Annotated in this window: 26 protein-coding genes and 1 tRNA gene; 13 read left to right on the top strand and 14 right to left on the bottom strand. The window is 54.1% G+C overall.

Going from position 1 to position 26,330, the window contains the following annotated elements; translation table 11 throughout:
• Nucleotides 1–9: 9 nt before the first annotated feature.
• Together hisB and SIB41_RS09310 are read left to right on the top strand one after the other, a co-directional pair.
• Nucleotides 10–639 (top strand): imidazoleglycerol-phosphate dehydratase HisB, encoded by a 630-nt coding sequence (gene hisB / locus SIB41_RS09315; protein ID WP_413358383.1) that lies wholly within the window; start codon nucleotides 10–12, stop codon nucleotides 637–639.
• A gap of 90 nt (nucleotides 640–729) precedes the next feature.
• Nucleotides 730–2,229, top strand: a complete 1,500-nt coding sequence (locus SIB41_RS09310) for a carotenoid oxygenase family protein (protein WP_413361495.1) — start codon at nucleotides 730–732, stop codon at nucleotides 2,227–2,229.
• A gap of 92 nt (nucleotides 2,230–2,321) precedes the next feature.
• Here the strand turns inward: SIB41_RS09310 and SIB41_RS09305 are convergent, their stop codons facing one another.
• Nucleotides 2,322–3,413 (bottom strand): calcium-binding protein, encoded by a 1,092-nt coding sequence (locus tag SIB41_RS09305; RefSeq protein WP_413358381.1) that lies wholly within the window; start codon nucleotides 3,411–3,413, stop codon nucleotides 2,322–2,324.
• Between the two features lie 420 nt (nucleotides 3,414–3,833).
• Between SIB41_RS09305 and SIB41_RS09300 the strand changes: the two genes are divergently transcribed.
• Together SIB41_RS09300 and SIB41_RS09295 are read left to right on the top strand one after the other, a co-directional pair.
• Nucleotides 3,834–4,550: an SIMPL domain-containing protein gene (locus SIB41_RS09300; protein ID WP_413358379.1), complete on the top strand. Its 717-nt coding sequence runs from the start codon at nucleotides 3,834–3,836 to the stop codon at nucleotides 4,548–4,550.
• Nucleotides 4,551–4,602: 52 nt separating this feature from the next.
• Nucleotides 4,603–5,817, top strand: coding sequence for an MFS transporter (locus SIB41_RS09295; protein WP_413358377.1), 1,215 nt, complete (start codon nucleotides 4,603–4,605; stop codon nucleotides 5,815–5,817).
• Between the two features lie 38 nt (nucleotides 5,818–5,855).
• Here the strand turns inward: SIB41_RS09295 and rdgB are convergent, their stop codons facing one another.
• Nucleotides 5,856–6,467, bottom strand: a complete 612-nt coding sequence (gene rdgB / locus SIB41_RS09290; RefSeq protein ID WP_413358375.1) for an RdgB/HAM1 family non-canonical purine NTP pyrophosphatase — start codon at nucleotides 6,465–6,467, stop codon at nucleotides 5,856–5,858.
• On the bottom strand, nucleotides 6,464–7,927 hold the full coding sequence (locus tag SIB41_RS09285; RefSeq protein WP_011131238.1) for a phosphoglucomutase/phosphomannomutase family protein: 1,464 nt from the start codon (nucleotides 7,925–7,927) through the stop codon (nucleotides 6,464–6,466). The genes rdgB and SIB41_RS09285 overlap by 4 nt, the downstream gene beginning before the upstream one ends.
• 53 nt (nucleotides 7,928–7,980) lie before the next feature.
• Here SIB41_RS09285 and SIB41_RS09280 point away from each other — a divergent pair, with 53 nt between their 5' ends.
• Complete coding sequence (locus SIB41_RS09280; protein ID WP_413358373.1) at nucleotides 7,981–9,462, top strand: TM0106 family RecB-like putative nuclease; 1,482 nt, start codon at nucleotides 7,981–7,983, stop codon at nucleotides 9,460–9,462.
• Nucleotides 9,463–9,483: 21 nt separating this feature from the next.
• On the opposite strand, the gene SIB41_RS09275 is transcribed toward SIB41_RS09280, so the two are convergent.
• Both SIB41_RS09275 and pyrE read right to left on the bottom strand, forming a co-directional pair.
• Entirely contained in the window at nucleotides 9,484–10,335 is an 852-nt protein-coding gene (locus SIB41_RS09275; RefSeq protein ID WP_413358370.1) for a YgfZ/GcvT domain-containing protein, read from the bottom strand.
• A complete protein-coding gene (gene pyrE, locus SIB41_RS09270; RefSeq protein ID WP_063420476.1) occupies nucleotides 10,332–10,922 on the bottom strand; it encodes an orotate phosphoribosyltransferase in 591 nt (196 codons plus the stop codon). The genes SIB41_RS09275 and pyrE overlap by 4 nt, the downstream gene beginning before the upstream one ends.
• Here pyrE and SIB41_RS09265 point away from each other — a divergent pair.
• The 5 genes from SIB41_RS09265 (at nucleotide 10,922) to SIB41_RS09245 (ending at nucleotide 14,916) form a co-directional block, all read left to right on the top strand.
• Nucleotides 10,922–11,572, top strand: coding sequence for an occludin/ELL family protein (locus SIB41_RS09265; protein WP_413361493.1), 651 nt, complete (start codon nucleotides 10,922–10,924; stop codon nucleotides 11,570–11,572). The two genes, pyrE and SIB41_RS09265, sit on opposite strands and share 1 nt — an antisense overlap.
• A gap of 12 nt (nucleotides 11,573–11,584) precedes the next feature.
• A tRNA-Ile gene (locus tag SIB41_RS09260) sits at nucleotides 11,585–11,657 on the top strand.
• A gap of 15 nt (nucleotides 11,658–11,672) precedes the next feature.
• Entirely contained in the window at nucleotides 11,673–12,956 is a 1,284-nt protein-coding gene (locus tag SIB41_RS09255) for a hemolysin family protein (RefSeq protein ID WP_413358368.1), read from the top strand.
• A gap of 36 nt (nucleotides 12,957–12,992) precedes the next feature.
• A complete protein-coding gene (locus SIB41_RS09250) occupies nucleotides 12,993–13,997 on the top strand; it encodes a Gfo/Idh/MocA family oxidoreductase (protein WP_413358366.1) in 1,005 nt (334 codons plus the stop codon).
• A gap of 175 nt (nucleotides 13,998–14,172) precedes the next feature.
• Nucleotides 14,173–14,916: a WecB/TagA/CpsF family glycosyltransferase gene (locus SIB41_RS09245; RefSeq protein ID WP_413358364.1), complete on the top strand. Its 744-nt coding sequence runs from the start codon at nucleotides 14,173–14,175 to the stop codon at nucleotides 14,914–14,916.
• 14 nt (nucleotides 14,917–14,930) lie between these two features.
• Here the strand turns inward: SIB41_RS09245 and SIB41_RS09240 are convergent, their stop codons facing one another.
• Nucleotides 14,931–15,074 carry a photosystem II reaction center protein K gene (locus SIB41_RS09240; RefSeq protein WP_011131230.1) on the bottom strand — a complete coding sequence of 48 codons (144 nt, stop codon included), beginning with the start codon at nucleotides 15,072–15,074 and terminating at the stop codon, nucleotides 14,931–14,933.
• A 30-nt stretch (nucleotides 15,075–15,104) separates the two neighbouring features.
• Nucleotides 15,105–16,223: a tRNA guanosine(34) transglycosylase Tgt gene (gene tgt, locus SIB41_RS09235; RefSeq protein ID WP_413358362.1), complete on the bottom strand. Its 1,119-nt coding sequence runs from the start codon at nucleotides 16,221–16,223 to the stop codon at nucleotides 15,105–15,107.
• 92 nt (nucleotides 16,224–16,315) lie between these two features.
• Here tgt and cobS point away from each other — a divergent pair, with 92 nt between their 5' ends.
• A complete protein-coding gene (gene cobS, locus SIB41_RS09230) occupies nucleotides 16,316–17,098 on the top strand; it encodes an adenosylcobinamide-GDP ribazoletransferase (protein ID WP_413358360.1) in 783 nt (260 codons plus the stop codon).
• Here cobS and SIB41_RS09225 read toward each other — a convergent pair.
• Nucleotides 17,058–18,197 carry a sensor histidine kinase gene (locus SIB41_RS09225; protein ID WP_413358358.1) on the bottom strand — a complete coding sequence of 380 codons (1,140 nt, stop codon included), beginning with the start codon at nucleotides 18,195–18,197 and terminating at the stop codon, nucleotides 17,058–17,060. The genes cobS and SIB41_RS09225 overlap by 41 nt on opposite strands.
• Nucleotides 18,198–18,628: 431 nt before the next feature.
• Between SIB41_RS09225 and SIB41_RS09220 the strand changes: the two genes are divergently transcribed.
• Complete coding sequence (locus SIB41_RS09220; RefSeq protein WP_011131226.1) at nucleotides 18,629–18,997, top strand: DUF3155 domain-containing protein; 369 nt, start codon at nucleotides 18,629–18,631, stop codon at nucleotides 18,995–18,997.
• A 15-nt stretch (nucleotides 18,998–19,012) separates the two neighbouring features.
• Here SIB41_RS09220 and SIB41_RS09215 read toward each other — a convergent pair whose 3' ends face one another.
• The gene (locus SIB41_RS09215) at nucleotides 19,013–19,618 is read right to left on the bottom strand and encodes an alpha/beta hydrolase (RefSeq protein ID WP_413358356.1); all 606 of its coding nucleotides are present in this window, start codon (nucleotides 19,616–19,618) and stop codon (nucleotides 19,013–19,015) included.
• A 60-nt stretch (nucleotides 19,619–19,678) separates the two neighbouring features.
• On the opposite strand from SIB41_RS09215, the gene purH reads away from it, so the two are divergent.
• Nucleotides 19,679–21,232, top strand: coding sequence for a bifunctional phosphoribosylaminoimidazolecarboxamide formyltransferase/IMP cyclohydrolase (gene purH, locus SIB41_RS09210; protein WP_413358354.1), 1,554 nt, complete (start codon nucleotides 19,679–19,681; stop codon nucleotides 21,230–21,232).
• 41 nt (nucleotides 21,233–21,273) lie between these two features.
• Here the strand turns inward: purH and SIB41_RS09205 are convergent, their stop codons facing one another.
• From SIB41_RS09205 to sfsA, 5 genes are all read right to left on the bottom strand, one after another.
• On the bottom strand, nucleotides 21,274–21,837 hold the full coding sequence (locus SIB41_RS09205; protein WP_236070370.1) for a DoxX family protein: 564 nt from the start codon (nucleotides 21,835–21,837) through the stop codon (nucleotides 21,274–21,276).
• A 70-nt stretch (nucleotides 21,838–21,907) separates the two neighbouring features.
• Nucleotides 21,908–22,540, bottom strand: a complete 633-nt coding sequence (locus SIB41_RS09200) for a DUF1997 domain-containing protein (protein ID WP_413358352.1) — start codon at nucleotides 22,538–22,540, stop codon at nucleotides 21,908–21,910.
• 61 nt (nucleotides 22,541–22,601) lie between these two features.
• The gene (locus tag SIB41_RS09195; RefSeq protein WP_413358350.1) at nucleotides 22,602–23,798 is read right to left on the bottom strand and encodes a 4-hydroxy-3-methylbut-2-enyl diphosphate reductase; all 1,197 of its coding nucleotides are present in this window, start codon (nucleotides 23,796–23,798) and stop codon (nucleotides 22,602–22,604) included.
• A 107-nt stretch (nucleotides 23,799–23,905) separates the two neighbouring features.
• Nucleotides 23,906–25,354, bottom strand: coding sequence for an ammonium transporter (locus SIB41_RS09190; RefSeq protein ID WP_413358348.1), 1,449 nt, complete (start codon nucleotides 25,352–25,354; stop codon nucleotides 23,906–23,908).
• Nucleotides 25,355–25,535: 181 nt separating this feature from the next.
• Nucleotides 25,536–26,315, bottom strand: coding sequence for a DNA/RNA nuclease SfsA (gene sfsA, locus SIB41_RS09185; RefSeq protein ID WP_413358346.1), 780 nt, complete (start codon nucleotides 26,313–26,315; stop codon nucleotides 25,536–25,538).
• Nucleotides 26,316–26,330 lie beyond the last annotated feature (15 nt).

Below are 26,330 nucleotides of genomic sequence, written 5' to 3'. Positions count from 1 at the left end.
TTCATTTGGATGGGCATCATGACGTCGCTAAGGCAGGGGGATGTTCATCGCGTCACCGCTGAAACCGACGTGCTTGTTCGTGTTGGGCTTGATGGCTGTGGTGAGTGCAACGTTTCTACGGGGGTCGCCTTCCTCGATCACATGCTTCACCAGCTTTCCAGCCATGGCCTGCTGGATTTAGAGATCACCGCGACTGGTGACACCCACATCGATGACCATCACACCAATGAGGATGTGGGTATTGCTGTTGGTCAGGCCCTATCTCAGGCGCTTGGAGATCGACGTGGCATCCACCGCTTCGGTCATTTTGTGGCACCACTCGATGAGGCGTTGGTTCAGGTCGTTCTGGATTGCTCCGGTAGACCTCATCTCAGTTATGGCCTGCAAATTCCCTCTCAGCGCATTGGTAGCTACGACAGCGAGTTGGTGAAGGAGTTTTTCGTGGCAGTTGTGAACAACAGCGGCCTCACCCTGCATATTCGCCAGTTGGCAGGCACCAATTCCCACCACATCGTTGAAGCCTGTTTCAAGGCCTTTGCCAGAGCTCTGCGCATGGCAATTGAAATCGACCCGCGAAGGGCCGGTGCAGTACCTAGCAGCAAGGGTGTGCTGGAGCAGGCTGGCGGGCAGAAGAGCTGAATGCTTGGGGAGTGGGGATTTCCTCGCTCGCGGCTGTAAGCCCTTTTGCGTAAGGATTGGTCAATCTTGATCAGCCTTGCAGTGAGCACAGTGAGCGATAGCCCTTCAACAGTGTCCGCGACCTCAATAGATGTACCCGGCGGGTTTGATCGGGATGACTGGGCAAGTGGTTATTGCAATGTTGAGCAAGAGCTCAATGCTGTGTCTTTAAGTCCCCTGAGGGGACAGATTCCAGCTGAACTGCAAGGCAGCCACTATCGCAATGGTCCAGGCAGGTTTGAACGCGATGGGCAATGGGTGCATCACCCTTTTGATGGTGACGGCATGATCACTGCTGTGCGATTCAGCGATAGCAAGGCCACGCTGAGTAATCGCTTTGTGCGAACGAAATACTGGCAGGAAGAGGAAAAGGCCGGTCGCTTCCTTTATCGGGGGGTGTTTGGCACGCAGAAGCGTGGTGGGGCGAAGGCGAATGCTTTTGACGTGCGTTTCAAGAACATTGCCAATACCCAAGTGGTTCAACTTGGTGATCAGTTACTGGCTCTTTGGGAGGCGGCTGGTCCGCATGCGCTTGACCCTGTCAGCCTGGAAACCCATGGGCTTTCGAGTCTCAATGGGGTGCTGAAGCCTGGAGAGGCTTTTAGCGCTCATCCCCGCTTCGATCCTGGCCACCATGGCGAACCTCGCATGGTCACCTTTGGTGTGAACACAGGGCCGACTAGCAAGATCAGGCTGATGGAGTTTGCCACTCAGGGGCCAGATGCGGGACGCCTCATCAGTGATCGCACAGACAGTTTTAAGGGTTTTGCTTTTCTGCATGACTTCGCGATTACTCCCAACTGGACGCTCTTTTTGCAGAATGCGATCAACTTCAATCCGTTGCCGTTTGTTCTGGGTCAGAAGGGTGCGGCGCAATGTTTAACGTCTAAGCCTGGAGGCCAGGCAAAGTTTTGGTTGATTCCTCGGGATTGCGGCACTTTTGCTGGGCAGCCGCCGCGCATCTTTGATGCTCCCGATGGTTTTGTTTTTCACCATCTCAATGCTTGGGAGGAGGGGGATGAGTTGGTGTTGGAGAGCATTTACTACAGCGATTACCCCTCGATTGATCCCGGCGAGGACTTCCTCTCGATGGACTTTGACTTTTTCCCTGAGGGTCGATTAGAGCAGTGCCGCATCAATCTTTTGGGTAAAGGAATTGAAACCAAGCGCTTTAGTGAGCGTTGTTGTGAATTTGCGATGGTCAATCCACGCCGAGAAGGGTTGTCGGCTCGTTATGCATGGATGGCTGTGGCAGAGCGTGAAACCGGCTATGCCCCCCTACAGGCGATCAAAAAACTGGATTTGAGCAATGGTGATCAATGCTTATGGAGTGCAGCGCCGCGTGGATTTGTCAGTGAGCCATTGATGGTGCCACGCCCTGGCAGTGAAGCTGAGGATGATGGTTGGCTGTTGGTTTTTGTATGGAATGGAGAGCGTCGTGCCAGTCAGTTGTTGATTTTGAATGCAAACGATTTAAGCGAGCAGGCAGTGCTTGAGATGCCTATAACCATTCCATACGGATTACATGGCAGTTGGGTTACTGCTGATTGATTTATTGATTGAGTTTAGGGTGTTGATTGGCGAACAAATTCCAAGCTTATTTGGAATTTGTTCGCTCTGAACTTAAGGGTTTGGTTGGTTGACTAGATAAAGTCAATCACATCAGCGGCGAGAAACTCACCCTTATCAACATCCTTCAAGGTGGTGTGAATGCCATCTGCTGTGATCAATAGATCATCACCAACTTGCTTAAAGGAAAGGTTCACTCCATCTGCTACAGAGATGCGATCGTTTTCAGCGAATGAAAAGGCGATGATCACATCATTACCACGACTCAGCTTGTAGGGATCAGCGCCTCGATCACCTTTGAGAATGTCATCACCGAAACCACCATATAGCCGATCATCGCCATTCCCTCCAGTAACTTGATTATCTCCACCGCCTCCTAGTAAAATATCATCACCACTACCACCAAAGATCACTTCATCTGCAGAGGTTCCAGTTAAGGAATCATCAGCATCAGAACCAATGATTTTTGGTTCACGCAAGCTCTCAGGAAGAACACCAGAGACTGATTCCGTATACAGCTCAATATCATTGCCATCGCCTCCTTTATAAGTCACGAAGAGCTCAAGGATGCCGCTGTTATCACTTTCAAAACTCCCGACTGAATCTCCCTCATTGAGACCATCATATTGACCATCGAGACCTCCATCAACTCTAGTCATTACAAATGAATCACCAGCAGAAAGCTGTAAATCATTGATCGCTAAGACACGTAAATCCCCGGCAAGTTCTAGATCGCCAGTAATCTCAATCCGATCGAATTCTGTAAATTTCCACCATCCACCGAGTGTACCTCCTAGTTCTATTTCTGTAGAGCCACCTTTCTTGTAGTAGCTGCCATCAACCAACATTCCGCCAGTCGAGCTGCCTGGTTTGACTTGGCCGTGATCAATCCAGCTGCCTATAATTTTGCTATTTCCTGAATAGTATCCCCGATTAATAAAACTTTTTGCGCCCAAATAATTGTTTGAATTGTCAATAGTCCCGTCGTTGATTGGCGTTGCACCGCCCTCGTTCTTCAGCCTGCCGCTGTTGTAGGTGCACAGCCATCCGCTGCTGTTCAGCGTGCCGTTGTAATTTCTTAGCCAGCCATAGTCGATTAGCTCGCAATCGGCATTATTATTCAGCAGGGAGTAGTTATTTAGGGAGGTGTTGCTGTTGTTGTTCAAATAGTAGTTGTTGCTTGGCTTGCCACGGCCGAAGTTATGCAGTATGTGGTTGTTGTTCAGCGTGAAGCCATCGCTGTCCGGCGTGCCAAGATTTTGATAAAATTCCTCGTTCTAATCACCATCTCCTACAGCATATATAGTGCCTACTGGATTTGGATTTGGAGAGATCTGATTGCCCATCACTGTAAAGTCTGTATTTATTGATGATAGCCCAATATTTTATAGGCGCTGCAAAGCTTTGCGATTTTGTGTTGACTTGGGATCATTGCTATTTAATTGGTCAATTTTGTTGGAGAAAGTAAAAGGGAATCCATTGCTCTCCAGTCATGTTTAGTTGTGAATTGACGTTTTTGCTATGTAATTCATTCACACTTTGATGGCTCAAGGGCGCTAGACCTAAGTTAGAGAGCTCACTGTCTAATGTTTTCAGCTTCGATGCGATTGTTGTGCTCTCCCTTGATGTTTGGCTTGCTTGTTAGCACGAGTGGATTGATGGGCTTAGCAAGCTCGCCTGCTCATGCTGGTGAGCTTCGATGTGATGGCACTTTGCTGCAGCTTATTGTTCGTGAAAGTGGCGAGCTGCGATCAGATCGCTTTCGTTTCTCCTTGCAAGTTGAAGCCGAGGGGAAAACTTCATCGGCAGCAATGGATCAGCTCAATCAGCGCTTAGCCACAGTTCGTAGTCGCGTGCGGTCACTCAGCCTGGGCGATCTCAAGATTCCTGCTCCGCGCAGTTATGCCATTGATGGCAACAGCGGCAAACCACGCTTGCAGCGTGCTTTTACCAGCGTCAGTGGGGAGGTGGGCCGATCCAATTACGACGCGTTGATTCAGATCGCAGGCAGGTTGCCTGGTGTTGATTTGCAAGGCATGTCTTCACGTGCTGATCTTGCTAGCGAACAGCAATTGAAGAATCAGTTGTTGCGTAGGGCTCTACAGCAGGGCAAGCATCAGGCTGAAACTACCTCTGATGCACTTGGCTTCAAGCAGGTGCGATTGCTGCGCATTGATCAGCGCGGTGATGGCTCGATACGTCGGCTCAGTTTTTCAAAAGCAGCAAGCTCACGCTTCAATCCCGACGAAGCACCGCAGCCGCGCCAGTCGCTCACGCTGAATCTCGATTACTGCTTGTCTTGAAGACAAACAGATTCGCAGCCAATACATTCTCCTGGATGTCTTCAATGACTTGATGCGCGATCGCTTGCTTTGGATCCTCAGCCTGCTCTTCGTGGCCTGGATGGTTTGGTCTGAAACGAGCTTTCAATATTTCGATCAATCGCTCGCTGATGAGCTTGCTCTCTCCTCTGCTGATGTTGCCGTTGTGGGGGGAGCCTTCCTGCTGCCCTATGGCCTCGTTCAGATTCCTGTCGGTTGGGTGTTGGATCGTGGCCGTGCCGAACGTTGGCTGTTACTCGGTGCCATCACGGCTACTGCACTGACACTGGCCTTCGCTCGAGCTGAAACCCTTGATGGCTTGATCATCAGCCGCGCTGGCATGGGTCTTGCTTGTGCTGTTGCCTTCCCGGCCTCAGGGCTGCTTGCGAGGCGAACCCTGCCGTCGCAGCGTTTTGCCTTGGCGATGGGTGCTACCGACAGCCTGCTTGGTTTTGGCGCCGCCTTGGCTGCCTTGATGCCTGTGTTGATCCATTTGGGCTCCTGGCGGCAGCAGGTGACGTTGCAGATCATGGTGCTGGCTTTGCTGGTGGCAACACCGTTAGTTGTCGTGGTTGTTGCCAGCTCGCAGCAGAGTCGTGCAAAGCCAAGCCAATCGATCCGCGAACGCCAAGTTGCTGATAATTCAGGGCGCTGGAGTGCCGATGCCATCAAGAAGGTTGTTCATGCGGCCTTGATTTATGCCTGGGGTGCTGGAACTCTTTTTGGCTTTTGTCAATATGGCTTGCTGTCCGATGTTGAGGGGTGGAGCGGTTCTCTCAAGGTGGGCGTCGGCATGGTTCTTTCCCTCTTTACATCCGTAGGAATGCTTGGGGCAGGTTGGCTTGGCAGTCATCAGTCCAGGCGTGCTCCCATCTTGTTGGCGGGCAGCTGCAGCGCCGCCTCCGCTCTGCTGGTCTTGGTGGCGACCAACCCTCAATCCGTCATCGTTTTGATTTTGGCTGGAGCCATTCTTGGTCTGGGCCTTGGCACGAGTGTTTTGGCTTTTCCTCTTGCAGAAGCTGCAGCTCCTCCAGCTCAAACGGCTCTTGTTGTCGCTTTTGTGAATACAGCAGGCACGTTGATGGGAGCGTTGATGATCATGCTCTCTGGGGTATTGCTGCAGGTATCGACCCCCGGCAATACAACTCTGGTGGTGTTGACCTACGGCAGCCTTGCTTTGTTGGGGATCATTTTGGCTGCCTTGCTTCAGATCAACACCATCAAGCGATCTGCTCAATTCCTTAGTTGAGAGCAGATTGATTGTTTAGCGATTCGGTGGTCTCGCGATTAGGGCTTGTTTTGTTTGTGGAGCAGTTCTTGCAGGGCTGGATCTAACAGGGCAAAGGCGCAACCTCTGTGGCTCCATTGGCGTTTTTGCTCAATAGTCATCTCTGCAAAGGTTGTGCCGGTTGCCTCGACTTCGAAGATCGGGTCATAGCCGAAGCCCTTTTCTCCTCGAGCTGCGTGGGTGATCAAACCTTCGCAGCGGCCTTCGACCTCCAGTAAAATTTCACTCGTTTCAGATGCGATGCAAAGAGCAGCGCTGAAGTGAGCGCGGCGATCATCGATCCCTTTGAGTTCTTGTAGTAGGCGCTCAATCCTTAGGGCATCACTCGCGGCATAGCGGGCTGAATACACCCCAGGGGCGCCTGCCAGTGCCTCTACGCTGAGTCCGGAGTCGTCTGCGAGGGCCCATTGCCCCGTGGCTTGAGCAACTGTCAAGGCCTTGATGCGTGCATTTTCTGCAAAGGTCTGGCCTGTTTCTTCCACGGCAAGATCTTTGGGTTGGGCTTGCACGCTGAGCGGCAGGTGAGCCAGCAACTGACGGAACTCGCGGATTTTGCCAGCATTGCCGCTGGCGATCACCAGCACCCGCTCTGTCAATTCATTGCTGCTCATGTTCGTTCTGCGAGCTGCTTTGCCCAGTTCAGAGCTGCTTTGACGTCTGTCTCGCTGGGAGCTTCGCAGTAGATCCTGAGCAGGGGTTCGGTGCCGGAGAAACGCAGCATCAACCAGTGGCTAGGTCCAAGTCGAAATTTCACGCCATCTGTACGGATAACGGTCTGAACGGGTTGATCAGCAACTGTGGCTGGAGGGGTTTGCTCAAGCAGCGTTTCTAGTCGTTGTCGCGAGTCCATGTCAGCAAGGCGTAGATCAAAGCGTTCGTAAAAACTGCTCCCCCTACAACGCTCTTGCAGGGCTTTCATGCGTGCGCCGAGGGGCTGCCCTCCCTCCACAAGTGCTTCCAGTACAAGCAGGGCTGCAAAGAGGGCATCCCTTTCAGGTAGGTGCATTCCGAAGCCCACCCCTCCTGATTCCTCACCTCCCACCAGCACATCGCCGCTGAGCATTTCAGCGGCGATGTATTTGAAACCAACCGGTAGTTCCAGCACCTCCCGGCCTAGATCCTCAGCAACTAGACGCATCAGGTCAGAGCCACTCACGGTTTTTACAACCTTGCCTGGCAGTTGTTTGGCTCGGGCGAGGTGGTCAATCAGGAGGGGCATCAGCAGCTGGGTGCTGCAGAAGTTGCCAGCTTCATCTATGGCTGCAATGCGGTCGCCATCGCCATCGAACACAAGACCCACGGCGGGTTGTCCGGTAGCGCTGGAGGCCTGCACAGCTGCGATCAGCTGGCTCAGATATGGGGCGAGGGGTTCGGGCGGGTTGCCGCCGAACAACGGGTCGCGCTGGGCGCGAATTTCTTGAACCAAGCCCTGGTTGTGCGGGTCCAGTAGCTCGGCAATGCAACCCGCTGCTGAACCGTGCATCGGATCGATGATGACCTTGAGCCCCATCTTCTGCAGGCCCTTGATCAGGGACGTTAAATCGAGCTTCTCTCGCAATCCTTTGAGATGCTGCCCACGCCCATCAAATCGCTTGGTAATCCCATTGATGGGTACTGAGATCCCTCCGGCAGCAAGTCGCTGTTCCACCGCTGCGGTGAAAGTGTCTTCCACTGAGCCGCCAAAGGCCCCCTTGATTTTTAGCCCTAACCATTCCGGCGGATTGTGACTGGCTGTCACCACTAAGGCGCCAATGGCCTGATGTTGAACGACTGCCCAGCTGCAGGCAGGTGTCGGCACAGGCGTTTCGGTGAGTAAGGGCTCCAGCTCACAGCCGCGCACGGCGGCAGCAATGGCCTCTGCCATTTCCGGAGCTAGAAAGCGGCGGTCGTAGCCGATGATCACTGAGCGGCTTTTGAGTTCTGTGGGTGCGCGATAGGCCAGCTCCTGTGCAGCAGCAGCAGCAACGGTTAACAACCTTTCGACTGTGATATCCACGCCGATGACCCCGCGCCAACCGTCGGTACCGAAGTGGATGGGGGCCGCGGCCAGCGGCAGGGGGGCCGATGCCATAAATGATCAACTAATGGATTCGATCTAGCAGGTAGGCGCCGTAACGTCGACTGATGGGTGCCACCCCTCTCGCTGCCAACGTTCTGACTGATCGCTTGCTGCGTAGTTGGCTGCGCTGTCGTCGTAGGGCTTGGTTAGACCGTTATGGCGATGGAGAGCAACGGCTCTGGACTGCTCACCGCACTCTGCAACTTGATGATCAGCAGCGCAACTTTGTTGCTTTGTTGCCGCGCAAACCATGCAGGGGTCTAGAAGGTTGCAGTCAAGGATGCCCAGGGGTGGTGGGGCTGAGGCTTAAGGGGTTTGGTCCTGCGGGGCAGTTATTGGAGGCCCATCCGCCATTGCTGCAGAGGGTCGAGGGGCAAAGTCGTTGGGGGGCATTTGCTTACCGACCGGTGCTTGCACGTCAGGGTCGACGATTGACCAGAGAGCATCGCTTGGCTTTGGCCCTTGCTGGTCGTTTATTGGCACCGCTGCAGTCGGCTCCCGTGCCTGAAGGATTGGCTTTGGCCGGAGCTGGTCGCAGTTTTCACATGGAACGAGTTTCATTGCTGGGGGGGCTGCAGCGGCAGCTTGATGATGTGCTGGTCAAGTTGGCCGTAGACCTCAAGCTGAGCGAGCCTCCGCCTTTGGTTGCCGATCGGCGCAAGTGCAAGTTGTGTTCCTGGCGAGGTGTTTGCAATGCCGTGGCTTCTGCAGAGGGACACCTCAGTGAGGTGAGCGGTATCGGGACTCGTCGACGGCAGATGCTTCAGGAACTGGGGATCCTTGGTTTGCAGGAGTTAGCGGCAGCCGATCCGAATGAACTCGGAAGTCGTTTGCAACATTTCGGTGAGCAGCACGGGGAAGTGGCTTGTGAGCTTGTCGCTCAGGCCCGCGCTCAGCGGGATGGTCGTTGTGAGCGCTTGGATTTCGCATCAGCTTTGCCGGAATTGGCCACTGCCCCTGGCGTGTTGTTGTACGACATCGAATCTGATCCAGATGCTCGCGATGATTTTCTGCATGGTTTTGTCCTGCTGGGCCGCAGGCCAGATGGCAGTTGGGATTTAGAGGGTGCGCAGTATCACCCCTTTTTGGTGCTTTATGAGCACGGCGAGGCACGTTGCTGGCAGCGGTTGCAACGCATGCTGAAGAGTTATCCCGACTGGCCAGTGATGCATTACGGCGAAACGGAGTCTCTGGCTCTTCGCCGTATGGCTCAACGGCAGGGAGTTGACGCGGCTGAGTTGAGTGCACTGAGCAAGCGCATGATTGATGTGCACGATCGGGTGCGGCGTTATTGGCGATTGCCTTTAAACAGCTATGGGTTGAAGTGCGTGGCTAGTTGGCTGGGATTTTGTTGGCGTCAGGTGGGGGTCGATGGAGCTCGAGCTCTGCTTTGGTGGCGCCAGTGGCGTGGTTCAGGTCTTCAAGATCGCGGCAGTTCCTATTCCCTGCGTTGGATCTTTGATTACAACCACGATGATTGTCTCGCCACTTGGGCCGTGGCGGCATGGCTGTTAAAGCAAGACGAGCTGTTAAAGCAAGACGAGTAGCTGGGCATCGTCAAGCCATGTTCAGTCACTCATGGGTGGAGTCACAAATCCCGTAGGAATGGTGAGGCGCACCCTTGTTGAGTCTTCCGCCAGGCATAGTTCAGTCTCTGTTAGAGCCTTGCGGCGCACCAAGGCCAAGCCATAGCTGCCTTTTGAGTCTTGGTCTTGCATCGCTGAAGTAATGACCCCTGCTCGATTGTTGACACCTGCCTCTGGCTCAAGCTTGATTAGTTTTTGGCCTACGGCAATTGGGCGGTTGGCTTGCCAGTAGCGCAGTTGTTGTTTGATACCACCACTGTTGGCCAGCTTGGCCAAGGTTTCCTGCCCCAAGTAACAACCTTTGCTGAGACTCACCCATGCGGCTAGTCCCAGTTCAAACGGGTTGGTATCGCCATTGATTTCACCAGGTTCAAGGGGCAGGCCTTGCTTGATTCGCCAGCGTTCAATTTGATCTGCATTGGCCTGCTCCATAGCAGCCCATTGCTTTGGCAGTGGTTCGTCTGGCAGCAGCCAGATCACCTCAGGAGTTTGCTCCTGTTTGAGTTGGGTCATTATCTGTAGGCGTCGAATTGGGTCGCTCGGCTTCAGTCGAACCTTGTCTGCAGGGAAGATCACCTGTTCAAATCCCGTCGCTACGGCGTTGTGATCGCCGGCGAGAACCAGCACATCTGCACCTCTCTCATCCAGACGAATCTCCAACAGCGCCCGCACCCTTCCTGTGGCGGTGAGCCAGCAGCAGCGCAGTAGGGCGCCTGTTTCGGCAGCCAGCAGATCGGCACTGGTCTGGCCGTGAAGAAAGTCTCGACTACCAGAACCCTCTAGCCTCAATAGGGGTTTAAGGGCGTCCCAGCGTTGCTTGCTCGAGCTGCTCATGTCTCCGTCTCCAGCTGTCTGGCCCGCTCAGCGACCTGATTGAGCTGGTACAAACTGACAAGCTCTAACTCAGCAGCATTCAAGGCCTCTCTACCACCTTCTTGTCGATCGACGATCGTGACGACGCGTGTCACCAGATAGCCCGTCTCACGCAGCTGTTGCACGGCTTTGAGTGACGATCCGCCAGTGGTGACAACGTCTTCCAAAATGGTGATGCGTGCACCGCTGGGAGGTAGTGGACCTTCAAGCCAAGCAGCGGTGCCATGGCCTTTGGCTTGCTTTCTCACGATTAGCGCATTGAGAGTGCGTTCCGCTTGTGCTGCTGCCATCGCTACTGCACTCACCAAGGGATCGGCGCCGAGGGTGAGGCCAGCTACAGAAACAGCATCGGGCTCTACATATTTGAGTAACGCCAGGCCTAGCAACGCCAGGCCAGATCCACTGAGGCTGACTGGCTTGCAGTTCACGTAGTGGTTGCTTTGGCGACCAGAGGCCAGGGTGAAGTCTCCATGGCGGTAGGCCTCTCGCGCTAGCCGGTTGAGCAGCTCATCGCGGCAGGCCTCCGCCGATGGGGGAAGAGGGCTCATTGGGCTGGTGCGTTAAGGATTCATTGCCTAGTTTGCGCGCAGTCGTGTTTTTTGCAGTTATGGCTTGGGTGTCCTTCCATAAACTAAGGATGCTTGGTTTAGCCCTGGTGACACCATTGGCAGTCACTGGATGGGGTGGCGGTTTGGCCTGGGGGATGCCTGTGGTTTGCACCACGACCCTTGAAGCGCCTGATCCTTCCGAGATGCCTATATTCACGAACCGTGGATTGTCCGAGTCGTCAATGGGGCCCGTTGAGGTGATCCACTGTGGACCGTTGAAAGCCACTACTGCTGACTTGGTGGAGAATCGCTTTTACAGTTGGACTGCTCCTTATACAAGGGGGGTTGATGTGTGGCATCAGCTCACAGATATGCTTGGTATTGTTGTGGCTGGTAAGGATGGGAATCGTTTGATGGGATTTGGTTTCCCTGATCAGACGATCAACTGGGATGGTACTGCTTTACAGAACACCTACCAGTTGCTTCTAGAAGAGCAGAGCACTATTTTGCCTTTAAGAACTGTAGATATCTCTAGCGGTTTTGATAGCAGCCTTGCGGGGGGTGATCTTTCAGAAGTTGTCATGTTGGAGGATGGTCCTGAGATGAATGTGGCGCCTGAGGCCTTCACTCCTATCCGTGGCATGTGGTAGATCCGTGATTGAGGGGGTCTAGCAATCTGGTGAATGCAGCGAACTCATAATTCGCCTAAGGCGAGTTCGATCCTCGCGACCCCCATATTTTCTTCATTCAATGAGGTTGCTTTTCCTGGCTGTATTGCTGGTTCTACCGGCTTTTTTCGCGGCTGGAGAGGTTGCCTTGTTGCGGCTGCGGCCTAGTCGAGTACAGGTTTTAGTGGAAGAGCAACACCCCGGAGCTTCCGCCGTCCATCGTCTTCAGCGCCGTTTGAGGAGGGCGTTGATGGTGTCTCAACTGGGTGGAATGCTGGCGTTGGTAGCCCTGGGCTGGGTTGGCCGTGGTGTTGGACATCGCTGGTGGCCTCTGGCTGATCCTGCTAGTCGCTGGTTGGACGGGGGCCTTTTTCTGCTGCTTGTGGTGTTGGCCACCTTGTTGGCTGGTTTTCTTCCTAAGGCCTGGGTGCTGAACCGTCCGGAGGCTTCAGCTCTAAACCTCGCTCCATTGTTGGAGATGGTGATGCGTGTGCTTGCTCCCCTTTTGGCTCTTCTGGAAGCTGTCGCTTCGATGATGTTACGGCTGGTTGGTTTGAATGCACATTGGGATTCTCTCGTGCCTGCTCTCTCTGCTGGTGAGCTGGAGTCTCTGATCGAAATTGGTGGTGTAACAGGTCTTCGTCCTGATGAGCGCAACATCCTTGAAGGTGTTTTTGCCTTGCGCGACACTCAAGTGAGAGAGGTGATGGTGCCACGTTCTGGCATGGTCACTTTGCCTGTTGGGGTCTGCTTCGCTGAACTGATGAGAGTGGTGCATAGCACCCGTCATGCGCGCTTTCCAGTGATCGGTCAGTCCCTCGATGATGTCAGGGGTGTGCTTGATTTACGTCGCTTGGCGGAACCCATCTCCCGGGGTGCTTTGCAGGCAGAATCTCCGCTTGAACCTTTTTTAGAACCAGCTGTAAGGGTTCTTGAGACCAGCACTTTGGCTGAATTGTTGCCGATGATCCGAAGTGGACAGCCCCTACTGCTTGTCGTTGATGAGCATGGCGGTACCGAAGGATTGGTTACAGCTGCCGATCTCACTGGTGAGATCGTGGGCGATGAGCCCCATGCAGACGACGATGAGCCTGATCTTGAGCTGATTGAGGGTCAGTCAGATACATGGATGGTTGCAGGAGATCTTGAGATCATTGAGCTCAATCGACAGCTCAATCTGGACTTGCCTGAAGCTGATGGACATCACACCTTGGCTGGCTTTCTGCTTGAAAAGTTGCAACACATCCCTTCTGCTGGAGAGGCCTTGCGCTGCGATGGTTTGCAATTCGAGATCGTCACGATGAAGGGTCCTCGTATCGAGCGTGTGCGACTGATTCTTCCCAGTCACGATCACACTGAGGAATGATCGTTGATAATTTCCACGATGCGCCATGGCCTGCCGATGACCGATCCCATGGTTCCGGTGAAGGTCGGTGTGATCGGGATTGGCAATATGGGTTGGCATCATGCCCGTGTGCTCAGTCTGCTTAAGGATGCGCAGCTGGTGGCAGTCGCTGATCCCGATCCTGAGCGTGGTCAGCTGGCAACTGAACAGTTTGGATGCGATTGGTTCCCTGACTACCACAGCTTGCTAGGCGAGGTCGAAGCCGTCTGCATTGCTGTGCCGACATTGCTCCATCACAAGGTCGGGCAGGCCTGCTTGGAGGCAGGCCTGCATGTGTTAATCGAAAAACCGATTGCGGCGAGTCAGGAGGAGGCATCCGCATTGATTGTGGCGGCGAATAAGGCTGGACGGCTCTTGCAGGTTGGCCATATTGAACGCTTTAACCCTGCCTTTCGAGAGTTGATCAAGGTGGTGGAAAATGAGGAGGTTGTGGTTCTTGAGGCTCGTCGTCATAGCCCCCATGGTGACCGAGCCAACGATGTGTCGGTGGTGCTTGATCTGATGATTCATGACCTCGACTTGGTTCTTGAGCTGGCGGGTGCTCCGGTGGTAGGTCTGGCTGCTGCAGGAGGGCGCACTGCTGAGGGTCCGATCGATTACGTCAATGCCACGCTTGGCTTCAGCAATGGTGTGGTGGCTAGCCTCACGGCTAGCAAGATGAGCCACCGCAAAATTCGCAGTCTCAGTGCTCATTGTCGGGGCAGTCTTGTTGAGACTGATTTCCTTAATCACACCCTGCAAATACATCGTCGTGCTCATGAGTGGTATTCAGCCGATCACGGTGAGTTGTTGTATCGCAATGACGGTTTTATCGAAGAGGTCAGCACGACTTCTATTGAGCCTCTCTATGCAGAGTTGGAGCATTTTCTTCAGTGTTTGCGAGGTCGTGAGACACCAGCTGTGGATGGGGAGCAGGCTTCGCGCGCGCTGCGTTTGGCTGACCTGATTGAACATGCCGTCGAACACCCCGGCATGGGACTTTCCTTGGAGGAGCCCATCTGAGTCGTTAGCAAAACATCAGTTCAACCCTCTCGGCTCGCACAGCGCTACTTTCTCAGGCGCTTCTTTGCAAATCGGCTGTTGCTCCATTCGCTTGCTTGTGGCGATTGGGCTTTGGACTCCATCGATTGCGTTCAAGGTTTAGAGCACTAAATTTTCAACCTCAGTTGTCTCGCTGATGGAATCAACAAGCACCGCACCGAGCGATCAATACCGTCGAAGTGTTCTAGGTGTGCCAGTGGATGCATGCCGCGATGTTCAGGCTGCGGCGATTGGTTTGCATGCTCGTGGTGGTGGCCAGATCGTCACGCTTAATGCGGAGATGACGATGGCGGCTAGAGAGAATCCCAGGCTAGGTGATGCTATTGCCGCGGCAGATCTAGTCATCCCAGATGGGATTGGCGTGGTTTGGGCGCTGAGGCGTCAGGGAGTTGTGGTGCCGCGCAGTCCTGGCATTGAACTGGCCCGTTCGTTACTTGCCTATGCAGAGGCTCATGATTGGAAGGTGGCCCTAGTGGGAGCAACCCCGCAGGTCATGGATCGTTTGAGGCAACTCCTGAAGCAAGACCTGCCTGCTTTGCGACTTGTGATGTCTTCGCATGGTTATCAACCCCAAGATGCTTGGCCTGGCCTGGAAGCCAAGTTGAGAGTTTTGGATCCTGATCTTGTGCTTGTGGCTCTAGGGGTTCCCCGTCAAGAAACATGGATAGCGCGCGTAAGGCGGGCATGTCCAGGCCTCTGGATGGGTGTTGGGGGAAGTTTCGATGTATGGGCTGGCATGAAAAAGCGGGCCCCCCAATGGATGTGCCAGTTAGGGCTCGAATGGCTATATCGGTTGGGCCAAGAGCCCAGCCGATGGAATCGCATTCTTTGTCTGCCTACCTTCGTCTGGGAGGTATGGCGTCGAGGAAAAAAGCGTTGATTGAAATGAATGCTTCAGCGGAAGCCCACAGATGCTTGCCAAACAAAGACAAGCAGGAAGAAGAAAATGGGGATGAGTGGAAGAACATCCACTGCTGGAGCGTAGGCCTGATAGGCCTCTGGCAGTTGGGCCATCAGATCGAGAGTGAAGGCTGCCATCCCTAGTTGCTCAGCTGCGTTTCATGGACGTTACCACGTGTGATGTGCTGCTGAGTCCGGTTGCCAAGGAGCGAAATCCTCTGAAAAACAGTCATCTTGAATTGCCTGGCTAATAGCTGAGGTGAATCTGATCAGCTGGGTGAGGTTGTGCAGGCTTAGAAGCGTGAGCCCTAGGAGCTCCTCGTTGCGAATTAAGTGATGCAGATAAGCCCGGCTGTGATGGCGGCAGGCTGTACAGGTACAGCTTTGATCTAGGGGTGTGTGATCTTCACGAAAGCGGGCATTGCGTAAATTCCAGCGCTCGCCAGCGACAAGTGCTGTGCCATGTCTTCCCAGGCGGGTAGGCAGCACACAGTCGAATAGATCGATACCGCTGGCAACTGCAATCGCTATTTCTCGCAGGGTGCCAATCCCCATTAGATAGCGGGGGCGATCCTGGGGAAGCAGAGGAGAAACCTGGCGCACGATGCGATGAATGTCTTCAACCGGTTCACCCACGCTGACGCCACCGATGGCGATGCCAGGCAAATCAAAGCTGGCCACGATTTGAGCACTTTGCTCTCTGAGGTGGGGAAAACACCCTCCCTGAACAATGCCGAATAGGGCTTGATTTGTGTGTTGATGGGTGTTCGAGCAGCGTTCCAGCCATGCATGGGTGCGCTTACAGGCAGCCTCCACATCGCTTTCGCTGGCTGGGTATGGGGGGCATTGGTCGAAGGCCATAGCGACATCAGCGCCAAGGGCCATTTGAATTTCGATGGCTCGTTCTGGCGTGAGTTCAATCTGGCTGCCATTACGAGGGTTGCGAAAAACGACCCCGTGATCATCAATACGATTCAGGTCTGCCAGGCTGAAAATCTGAAAGCCACCTGAGTCGGTAAGCAGTGGGCGGTCCCAGCCCATGAAGCGATGCAGGCCACCGGCATCGGCCACGATCCCCTCGCCTGGCTGAAGATGGAGGTGATAGGTGTTGGCTAACACCATCTGAGCTCCGGTGTTGGCCAGTTGAGTGGCTGTGATGCCTTTCACGGTTGCCAGCGTGCCCACAGGCATGAAACGAGGTGTGTTGACAGAACCATGAGGAGTGCGGAAGCAGCCAACGCGAGCACGTGTGTGTGAACAGCGGGCGTTGATCTGAAAATCAAACACGGCTAGTGCTACGGCGATACTTCAGCGCCACAAGGCACCAGGCCGATCATGACCCTACGTTGGGCTTTGCCTTTGGCTGGAGGTTGGAGATCTTGCGCGCTCCCCTTTGGCTCCGGGATTTGGCTGGAGCATGGATCTTCTACTCCGTATTGCCTGCTTGGCCAGGGCTGAAGCCACGTTTTGAACGGATTGCTCGCTTTGCTCCTTGGATCGGATTGGTGCTGGGAGGACTGCAGTCTTCCCTTTGGCTTGTCTTGATCCGTGCCGATTGGCCGACCTCGGCAGTGGCACTTTTGGTCATCGGGCTGGGTGCCTGGCTGTCGGGTGGTCTTCACCTTGATGGGTTGATGGACACGGCCGATGGTCTGGCGGCTGGTCGTGAGCGCTGTCTGCAGGCTATGGACGACAGTTGTGTTGGAGCTAGTGGAGTCCAGGCTCTGCTTGTGGTGGTGTTACTTCAGATTGCAGCCCTACTTCGGCTTGGTTCTCTAGCCCCTTTGGCTTTGCTGATTGCTGCCTTTTGGGGGCGTTGTGCGCCGCTTTGGGCCATGGCGCGCTTCTTTTACTTGCGTGAGGGGCAGGCTGGCACCGCATCCTTTCATCGTCGTTATCGCAAGGGATGGCAGGAAGCATTACCAGCATGCTTAGTGCTGCTTTTGGCATTAACGGTTGTCCCTTCACTCATGATCGTGGGGTGGCCCAGTCAGATGGTTTTGATGGCAGGAATTGGTGTGGGTGTCTTGCCGGCGTTTTTAGTGCCTGAACTGCTTGGACGTCGTCTTGGTGGGCATAGCGGGGATTCTTATGGCGCTTCAGTCGTGCTGGTGGAAACAATCACGCTTCTGTTGCTGGCGGTGTTACTGCCGGCAGGCTGAGCAGAAAGGCATTCCCTTCGCTGGGAAGGGCTGGATCAAGGTTCGCTGGAGAGGTGATCAGTTGCAGCGAACCTCCCAAATCTTCAGCCAGTTGGCGTCCCAGGGCGAGGCCAAGGCCGCTGCCGGGGCGATCGCCACTGCTCTGGCCTCGAATGCCTCTGCTGAAGATGCGCTCACGCTCTTGCTTGTTGATGGGTTCACCTCCATCCCAGACGCATACTCCGTTTTGTTGCAGGCAAAGGCCGATAGGGCGGCCTGCAGGGCTATAGCGGAAAGCATTCTCCAGCAGGTTGGCCACGATTTCAGCGACCACTCCATCTCCTGAAGGACGTAGCTCTTCAGTCCAGGCAGGCCATAGGCTGGGTCCATGCCAAGGGCGTTTTTGCAAGGCTGATGTGGCTATGGCGCGTTCGATTAGTGGTGTTAGTAAGGATTTGATAGTGAGATCAGTGGCTTGTGGCAGTAATGGAGGCAGCAGCAATGGGGCCTTGATGCTTGGTTGGATGGGCAGATTGTCCTGGCCGATCTGGTCGAGGCTGGAGATATAGCGATCTAGTTGTGCTTGCTCGCTCAGCAGACCCTTGATCAAGGTGCGGTGACGACTATCGGGCTCTAGGCGCTTCATCAAGAGTTGGGCATAGGTTCGAAGCGCGGCTAGCGGATTGCGCAGTTGATGCACCATCAGGCTGATTTGTTCCCGTTGCTCGGCCAACTCATCAAGCAGCCTGGCGCGCTCAAGCTCAAGACTGAGGCAATCGGTGATGGCACTCGCAGTAGCAAGCAGCCGTCGGTCTAGGCGGGTGGGCCAGGATGGCGAAGAGAGGGGTTTTTCGGCTCTGAGTACTCCAAGCAAGATCGTTCCTTCTTGAAGCGGGTACCAGCGTCGATCAGGTGAGGGTGCACGAAGCTCAGGGTCTGCCTCTACAGGTGGCAGGGATTTGTTCCCATTGGCGGGCCACTGACTTACGGCTTCCAGGCTGGGGGCGCGCCCGTCTCTTGCTTGAGCGATATAGACGACAAGCTTCTCTAGTGGAGCCTCCGCTTCGAAGCTGCTGAGTTGTTGCTTCACCAGATTGAGGAAGCGGTTTGACAACTTCATGGCGAGCGATGTGCCTCTGGACACCGACACCAAGAGGCTGATACGAATGACACCTTGTAAATTCTGAAAAAAGTATTAAAATTTTGAGCGTCGATTGGCTTGAAAGCCTCGCCCAGAGGCTGTAGCTCAAAGTCGGACAAGGCAGAGGTTGCACAAATTGTGTCACCAAAGCCACAGCAGAGGTTGCACAAATCGTGTCGCCAAAGCTACAGCAGAGGTAGATGCGTCCTCTGTTGGATCCTCGGCCTCGGCCGATCATGTTGAAAGTGATCCCTCAGGGTGTTGTAGCTCTGCTGCGATTCCCTGACTAAGGCTTGCTGACATTTGGGCATCTTCATGCTCTTGCATCGTGCTTGAGCGCTATTTGCAGGACGGTCCTAAGCCGCCCCGTTCCTCTCTCCATCGCACTCCTATACAGGAGTTTCCCGTTTATGTCTAAGAAGCGCAAGCGGATCAGCCGCAGACGATTGGCTGGTCAACGGGTGTTGGCTCATGTGCCTACTTTCCATCTCGAAACCGGTGAATACAAGCCTGTGACGGCAGCTCGTCGTTACATCGCCGAATCTGGTTTGGTCTCACCAGCGATCCTTAATGTTCGTCGTAACGAACACACCACTGATCGCTTTTTCTGGGGCGAGAAAGGATTGTTTAGTGCTCAGTACGCTGAAGAGAACCATTTTCTCTTCCCCTCTTTGCGCTTGATCGTTGACTCCGTTGGGGAAGAGGTCATGTTTGAAGGCCTTGAACTGACTTCCGACGACTGGGAGGAGATCGAGGAGTATGAGTACGCCTTCGTTTGACGAGAAAGCGATTCCTTAGTTGAACCAAGAGTGCAAGGCTTGTTGCATCCGGGGGATTAGTTCTCCCGGAATGCAGTGGCCCCCTTCGAAGCTCACTAATGCCGTCTCCAATCCGCTTGTTTTTAGGCTTTTGAGGAGTTGTTCAGAGGCGGCGTAGGGAACTACATCGTCTTGTCGCCCATGCAGGAGAAGCACAGCGGGGCGAATGCTTGGCGCTACCCAATTTGGATGTGGGTATGCACTGCAGCCGATTAGGCCTGCTAGAGGTAGATCACAACCACTCGCCAGGGCCATTGCTCCCCCTTGAGAGAAACCCAGCAGAGCCGTTCTTTGTAGAGGAATTTCTGGGGTTTCCAGGGCTTTCAAGCGAGCCTGAAGTTGAGAGATCGCATCAGGAACGGCTGCCCAGTCGCTTGGAAAGAGTCCATACCATTGCCGGCCCAGGCCTTGAGGATGACGCTGTTGTGCTCGTAGAGCCACTAGTTCTACGGGAGGCTTGATGACTTGGCAGAGCTCTCGGCCAAGGGGGATCAGATCGTCTGCATCTGCACCCCAGCCATGCAGCAGCACAAGCCTGTAGTAAGCACCTTTGGGAATGTCGCGGAGAAGGTTGTCGCTCACGGCAGGTGTTGTATCGCTGCTGCGTAGGTTGGCCCACGGAATGCTTTCGTCTCTGCTGCCATGGCTCCCATCGCCTTGTTGAGCGTTTCAAACAAACATGGGATTGTGCCTCTAGCGGAATCCTTGCATCGCATGCATGGGTTTCAGCTGCTTTCCAGTGGTGGCACAGCCAAAGTGCTCGAGGATGCCGGTCTGCCCGTGACGCGGGTTGCTGAGCACACAGGTGCTGCGGAAATTCTTGGAGGACGGGTGAAGACTCTGCATCCTCGTGTCCATGGAGGCATCTTGGCGATGCGGGGCGACCCTGAGCATGAGGTCGATCTGGAGCAGCATCAGATCCCTCCCATTGATGTGGTGGTGGTGAACCTTTACCCGTTTCGGGAAACAGTGGCCAATCCGCAGGTGAGTTGGGAAACTGCAATTGAGAATATTGATATCGGTGGCCCCGCCATGGTGCGAGCGGCGGCAAAGAACCATGCGCATGTGGCCGTGCTCACGAGGCCGGATCAGTACGACAGATTCCTAGTGGCTTTAAGTGATGGTGTGGATGACCAGCTCCGTCGTGAGCTTGCCCTTGAAGCCTTTGAGCACACCGCTGCCTATGACGTGGCCATCAGCCATTGGATGGGCGAGCGGCTGACTGAGCAAGCTTCCCAATGGCTTGAGGCTATTCCCCTTAGGCAGAGGCTGCGCTATGGCGAGAATCCCCATCAGCATGCGGCTTGGTACAGCGCTCCGAAGCAGGGTTGGGGCGGTGCCATTCAGTTGCAGGGCAAGGAGCTCAGTACCAACAATTTGCTTGATTTGGAAGCTGCCCTGGCCACTGTTCGGGAGTTTGGATATGGCACGGAAGGCGCTCAACAAGCTGTTCAAGATGCTGCCGTGGTGGTTAAGCACACCAACCCTTGTGGCGTCGCGATTGGCACTGGCGTGGCGTCGGCCTTAAGCCGTGCCTTGGATGCGGATCGGGTGAGTGCATTTGGAGGGATCGTGGCTCTGAATGGATTGGTGGATGCCACGACTGCTCGGGAGCTCACCAGTTTGTTCTTGGAGTGTGTTGTGGCACCAGGCTTTGAACCAGAAGCTCGGGAAATCCTTGCCAGCAAGGCCAACTTACGTTTGTTGGAACTGGCACCAGGTGCCATTGATGCGGCTGGTCGTGATCACATTCGCACCATCCTCGGCGGGGTGTTGGTGCAGGACCAAGACGATCAATCGATTGATCCCACCAGTTGGACTGTGGCCAGCAAACGCTCGCCTAATGCTGAAGAAAACGAGGATCTCACCTTTGCATGGCGCCTGGTGAGACATGTGCGCTCTAACGCCATCGTGGTGGCTCGTGCTGGCCAGAGTCTCGGAGTTGGAGCGGGCCAGATGAACCGAGTCGGCTCGGCGCGACTAGCCCTTGAGGCAGCTGGCGATCAAGCCAGGGGAGCTGTTTTGGCTAGTGATGGCTTCTTCCCCTTTGACGACACGTTGCGTTTGGCGGCTAACCATGGCATCTGTGCCGTAATCCAGCCTGGTGGGAGCAAGCGTGATGCAGATTCAATCGCTGTTTGCGATGATTTTGGTCTGGCAATGGTGTTGACGGGAAAGCGCCACTTCTTGCATTAAGTTAGTAATAATCAAAGCTAATATCGAGCCAATTTGTTTGCCTATATTTTGACTTTGTTGATTTCCTTGATGAGTTTCATTCTGACTGAATTTGCTTTGGCTTTGTTCCTTGCTGCCAGTGAAATGCGCCCTGGCCCTGCACAAAGCAAGTAAAAGAAAGTAGTTGCATAAACACCAGATAATTCAAAGGCATAGCTATGGTTTTCGACCACGGCGAAGGGGAAGCCTTGCAGGCCAGTATCAAATAAGTGGTATGTAATGGCAAAAGCCATTGTCGATAGAAGGCCAAGCGCACAGAGCCTAGTAGCAAGTCCGAAAGCGATTCCAATTGGACAAATGATTTCTGTTAAAGCTGCTGCATAGGTCCACAGCAGAGGGTCGCCTGGTAAGAAGTTAAGGTGTTGGCTGATGACAAATTCCGAGAAGCCTTCTGGATTTTGGAGCTTCTCTAATCCGTTGTGGACCATCAAAATGCTGACCCCGAGCCGGAGTATGAGAATTCCAAATTCGGAGAAGTAGTTAATCGATTCTGACGATGAACTGGCTTGAGGTCCTAGGTCAGAGTCAGATCCCTTTGCTTTAGGGGTTTCGGAGCCGGCCATCATCACCATGGATTGCAGGTGAGCACTTTAGAGAATCGGTTCGCAGATCAAGGCGATAACAGGGTTGACTCGCTCAGAAAGCTGCATGGCGACGTGGTGGGCAGGTCAGTCCATGGGTGGCATGGAAGTCTTCTTGAACCTTCCAGGTGAGTCGTCGCGAGATTTGTCTCACGATTTGCCTCAGCAGCTGGTCACCACTTGTCTGTACAAGACCATCCGGTAGCAGGGTGATCACTTTCGGTAGTTGGATCCACACCGAAAGATCCAAATCCCAGTTCACGATGGTGGTTTGTTGGACAGTATTGCTGGCTTCTGTTTCTGATGGCTCAAGTTTCAGCCCAGCCTTGAAGTCCACATCGTAGTGATCACAAAGGGGCAGATCTTGATGCGTTAGGTCCACATTGATGATTTGGTAGAGCCCTTGCTGCTGAGGAAGCAGCTTTAGGCCGATGCAAGGCTCGACTTCAAAGCCAAAATTTCCGAATCGACCAAGGGTGAGGAGATAGGACTGATCATCGATGGCCTTGACCTCCATGGGTGCAGCACAGCGTTGAAACCAGCCTTGATGGTGGTCAAGATATGCCGCCACGTTTTTTGGCGGCGCAAGCATCTCCATGCGATCGGAAAAATGACTTCGATAGCAGCGGACTTGGGATTTGTCGCTGAGGCGCAGGTATTGGTCGGCAGGTATCGACAAGGGCGGCACGGATGGTGATCCCTGACTGGGTTGGTCTGGGATATTAACAAATGTAAAGCCAGGGTGTTGTTCAGTCCGAGGTTAGGTGGATCAGCTTCTGAATCACATGTTCAACCACTCGATCGGGTGTTGAGGCTCCGGAGGTGATGCCGACGCTCACGCTTCCAGCAGGTAGAAAATTACTTTCGATGAACAGATCTTCTCCCAGTGGCTTGTGTTGGATGCTGTTGTTATCACCAATACGTTCTGGGGTATCGATGTGGAAGGATCGGATCCCTCGGCTGATGGCGATTTCCTGTAGGTGAGTGGTGTTGGATGAGTTGAAACCACCAATCACCACCAGTAGATCTAGAGGTTCATCAACTAGCGAGAACATTGCTTGTTGCCGTTCCTCTGTGGCGTCACAGATGGTGTTGAAGGAAAGGAAATGTTTGTTGAGCTCTATTGGGCCATATTTTCTGAGCATGGTGCGCTCGAATAAACGACCGATTTCCTCGGTTTCACTTTTCAGCATGGTGGTCTGATTGGCTACCCCAAGGCGTTGGAGATCTTGATCTGGGTCAAAGTTTGCAGAGCATGCCTTAGCAAAGCGTTTCATGAACGCTGCACGATCTCCTTGGCCCAGGATGTAATCGGCGACTAGTTGGGCTTCATCAAGGTCTAAAACAACTAGATAGGTCCCTGCAAAGGAGCTGGTGGCCAAGGTTTCTTCATGCTTCACCTTGCCATGAATAATTGAGGTGAATTCTTGCTTCTTATGTTTCTCCACGGTGTGCCACACCTTGGAAACCCATGGACAAGTGGTGTCGATGATGTGACAGCCACGCTCATGAAGCAGCTCCATCTCCTGAACAGTGGCACCGAAGGCGGGCAGGATCACTACATCGCCATCACTGACGCAGGAAAAATCTTTGACACCTCCTTCAGCGTGGATGAACAGCACGTCCATTTCGCGTAAGTGTTCATTCACTGAAGGGTTGTGAATAATTTCGTTAGTAATCCAAATGCGCTCGCTTGGGTAGTGCCTACGGGTTTCATAGGCCATCGCAACTGCTCTCTCTACTCCCCAGCAGAAACCAAAGGCCTCAGCTAATTTCACCTGAAGCCGGCCATGTTGAAGCACATACCCGTTGTCTCGAATCGAGCCAATTAGGCTGCTTTGGTAGGCCTTCTCAAGGTTGCTGGCGACTTCGTTGGCTCGCCCGAAGCCCCTACGGTTGTAACGCTCAGAGTGATGGAGCGAGCGTTTGAAAGCTTGTGTATCCATCGTGGCAGCAGCAATCTCCTGACTCTATGGGCAGCTCAACACTTTTGAAGCACAAAAAAGCCCGGCACAGGGTCGGGCTTAATGGGATTCAGGTTGTTGATCAGGCTTTAGTTGCCGGCTGAGGCGAAGTCGGGATAAGCCTCCATACCGTGCTCACCGATATCAAGACCTTCGATTTCCTCAGCCTCTGTTACGCGGATACCGCCAAACAGTGCTCCGATGACAGACCAGGCAATCCAACAGGTCACAACAATGAATACTGCGTATGAGATGCAGCCGAGCGCTTGGACGCCAAGTTGGCTGAACCCATGGCCAGTCAATAGACCTGCATCGGTGTTGAACAGGCCCACTGCCAGAGTGCCCCAGATGCCGCATGTGCCGTGCACAGAGAAAGCCCCAACGGGGTCGTCAATTTGCAGGCCGTCGATGAAGGCCACAGAGAAGACCACGATCACACCGCCAATGAGGCCGATCAGCCAAGCCGCCCACATGGCGACACCGTCGCAACCGGCGGTAATGCTTACCAAGCCGGCAAGAATGCCATTGATGATCATCGTTAGATCAGGCTTGCCGGAATAGAGGGTTGAAATGATCGTTGCACCGATGGCGCCACCGGCTGCAGCAAGGGTTGTGGTGACTGCGATGTAAGGCACCGCTGCATCCATTGCCAGCTGGGAGCCAGCATTGAATCCATACCAACCGATCCAGAGGATCAAGCATCCGAGAGTGGCTATGGCCATGTTGTGACCAGGTAGAGCTTGGGCCTTGCCACCGACAAACTTGCCGATGCGAGGGCCAAGAGCGATGGCCCCTACCAGCCCAGCCCAGGCACCCACGGAGTGCACCAACGTTGAGCCGGCGAAATCGATAAAGCCTGCTTCTGCAAGCCATCCATCGCCGTTCCATTGCCAGGAACCCGCGATTGGGTAGATGAATGCCGTAAGGATTAGCGAGAAAACAACAAACTCGCCAAATTTGATTCGCTCAGCTACCAGGCCAGAGACAATCGTTGCTGCTGTGCCTGCAAAGGCAGCCTGGAAGAGGAAGTCAACGCTTGGGACCAAGTCTCCATTGGTGACCATGTCAGGCGTTACTGCGGGGTCAAAGAACAGCCCGCCGAACTTCAAAAAACCAGGGATCAGCCACTCTGCTTTGTACATGATCTGGAAGCCGATGAACCAGTAGGCCGTCACCGCAAGGGCGAAGACAAACAGGTTTTTGGCGAGGATGTTGACGGCGTTTTTCTGACGGCACATCCCTGCCTCCACCATGGCGAAGCCGGCGTTCATGAAGATCACCAGCACAGCTGCGATCAGCAACCAGAGGTTGTTAGCTAGGAATCCTGGCGTGAGTTCAGGGAGGTCGGCGGCATGTGCTGAAAGGTTGAAAACGCCTAGGCCGAAAAGGGCGAAGGGCACACAGGTCAGCCATGTGATTGAGCGATTGGAGCTGAAGCCACGGATGCTGCGCAGGAGGAGCATTGGCCCCTCCAGGAGACTGGCCTCCTGAAGGCGAACCGTGCGCCGCCTGGAGGGCGGAAGCGGAGCAGTTGTCATTGGAAGAAGCAGATCTGCAAAACGAGCTGGAAGCCTTTGTGATAGCTCAAAGGAGAAACTTGCTCAACTTGGGATTTTTTTATGTTCATGTTGATACGAAATATGGGATTGATGGACGCTTTTAGGTCTATTTGCGGGGGTGAAAGTTCATTTTGTTACATCTGGAGCTCTTTTTGCTGTGTCAACTCTGTGTTGTCTTGGTAGGCCTAAGGCCCTCCCAGGTGATCTTGTCGCGGTGAAATCCGAAGCAACATGGAATGACTTCCACGCCAGCTGTAAGAGCCAGACGAAAGAGTTCGCCATAGCGAGGGTCTGCGCTATCCCCTGGGGCGAACGCTTGGACATCGTGGCGGCTGAGGCAGGGCACCAAGACTGCTCTGGACTCTGGTAGGACACCGATTAGCTCTTTGAGATGTTTTTGCCCTCGTTCTGTCACCGTGTCGGGAAAGAGGGCTAAGGAGTGTTCGATCCAGGTGGTGTTCTTGACTTCTAAGTAAATGGGTCTGGTGTCCGAGCAATTGGCATCAGGGGTTAAAAACAGGTCAATGCGGCTGCGTCGGTTGCTTCCATAAGTCACTTCCGCACGGATTGCTGCGATCGGACCGAGGACTTGCTTGAGGTGTCCGGCTTCAATCGCGGCTCTGATCAGGCTATTGGCCAAGGCTGTGTTGATACCCACCCAGCAGAGGCCGTCCTGGGCGCTGGGTGCCTCCGCTTGCTCCCATGTCCAGGCCAACTTGCGCTTGGGAGAAGGCGCATGGCGGAGTCGCACTCTGCCTCCAGGATGAAGAACACCAGTCATGGGGCCTGTGTTGGCGCAGTGGGCTGTCACGATTTCGCCGCTGACTAGCTCCACATCGGCAAGGAAGCGCTTGTAGCGCTTCACCAATATTCCTTCCTCGAGTGGTGGGAATGTGAGCAGTGGACTCCCTAACAATCCTTCCGGGATGGCCTCGGTCATGGGGATGCTTGCAGG

It is taken from the genome of Prochlorococcus sp. MIT 1201, from assembly GCF_047303415.1.
Taxonomy (GTDB): domain Bacteria; phylum Cyanobacteriota; class Cyanobacteriia; order PCC-6307; family Cyanobiaceae; genus Prochlorococcus; species Prochlorococcus marinus_D.
Note: the sequence above shows the minus strand (reverse complement) of the source record. Positions and strands in the feature narration are given on the sequence as shown.

Bases quoted from the DNA above. Each gene is read 5' to 3' on its own strand.
- hisB (WP_413358383.1), top strand. From the start codon at position 10: ATGGGCATCATGACGTCGCTAAGGCAGGGGGATGTTCATCGCGTCACC.
- SIB41_RS09300 (WP_413358379.1), top strand. From the start codon at position 3,834: ATGTTTTCAGCTTCGATGCGATTGTTGTGCTCTCCCTTGATGTTTGGC.
- SIB41_RS09295 (WP_413358377.1), top strand. From the start codon at position 4,603: ATGCGCGATCGCTTGCTTTGGATCCTCAGCCTGCTCTTCGTGGCCTGG.
- rdgB (WP_413358375.1), bottom strand. From the start codon at position 6,467: ATGAGCAGCAATGAATTGACAGAGCGGGTGCTGGTGATCGCCAGCGGC.
- SIB41_RS09285 (WP_011131238.1), bottom strand. From the start codon at position 7,927: ATGGCATCGGCCCCCCTGCCGCTGGCCGCGGCCCCCATCCACTTCGGT.
- SIB41_RS09280 (WP_413358373.1), top strand. From the start codon at position 7,981: ATGGGTGCCACCCCTCTCGCTGCCAACGTTCTGACTGATCGCTTGCTG.
- SIB41_RS09275 (WP_413358370.1), bottom strand. From the start codon at position 10,335: ATGAGCAGCTCGAGCAAGCAACGCTGGGACGCCCTTAAACCCCTATTG.
- pyrE (WP_063420476.1), bottom strand. From the start codon at position 10,922: ATGAGCCCTCTTCCCCCATCGGCGGAGGCCTGCCGCGATGAGCTGCTC.
- SIB41_RS09255 (WP_413358368.1), top strand. From the start codon at position 11,673: ATGAGGTTGCTTTTCCTGGCTGTATTGCTGGTTCTACCGGCTTTTTTC.
- SIB41_RS09250 (WP_413358366.1), top strand. From the start codon at position 12,993: ATGACCGATCCCATGGTTCCGGTGAAGGTCGGTGTGATCGGGATTGGC.
- SIB41_RS09245 (WP_413358364.1), top strand. From the start codon at position 14,173: ATGGAATCAACAAGCACCGCACCGAGCGATCAATACCGTCGAAGTGTT.
- SIB41_RS09240 (WP_011131230.1), bottom strand. From the start codon at position 15,074: ATGGCAGCCTTCACTCTCGATCTGATGGCCCAACTGCCAGAGGCCTAT.
- SIB41_RS09225 (WP_413358358.1), bottom strand. From the start codon at position 18,197: ATGAAGTTGTCAAACCGCTTCCTCAATCTGGTGAAGCAACAACTCAGC.
- SIB41_RS09220 (WP_011131226.1), top strand. From the start codon at position 18,629: ATGTCTAAGAAGCGCAAGCGGATCAGCCGCAGACGATTGGCTGGTCAA.
- purH (WP_413358354.1), top strand. From the start codon at position 19,679: ATGGCTCCCATCGCCTTGTTGAGCGTTTCAAACAAACATGGGATTGTG.
- SIB41_RS09205 (WP_236070370.1), bottom strand. From the start codon at position 21,837: ATGATGGCCGGCTCCGAAACCCCTAAAGCAAAGGGATCTGACTCTGAC.
- SIB41_RS09195 (WP_413358350.1), bottom strand. From the start codon at position 23,798: ATGGATACACAAGCTTTCAAACGCTCGCTCCATCACTCTGAGCGTTAC.
- SIB41_RS09190 (WP_413358348.1), bottom strand. From the start codon at position 25,354: ATGACAACTGCTCCGCTTCCGCCCTCCAGGCGGCGCACGGTTCGCCTT.
- sfsA (WP_413358346.1), bottom strand. From the start codon at position 26,315: ATGACCGAGGCCATCCCGGAAGGATTGTTAGGGAGTCCACTGCTCACA.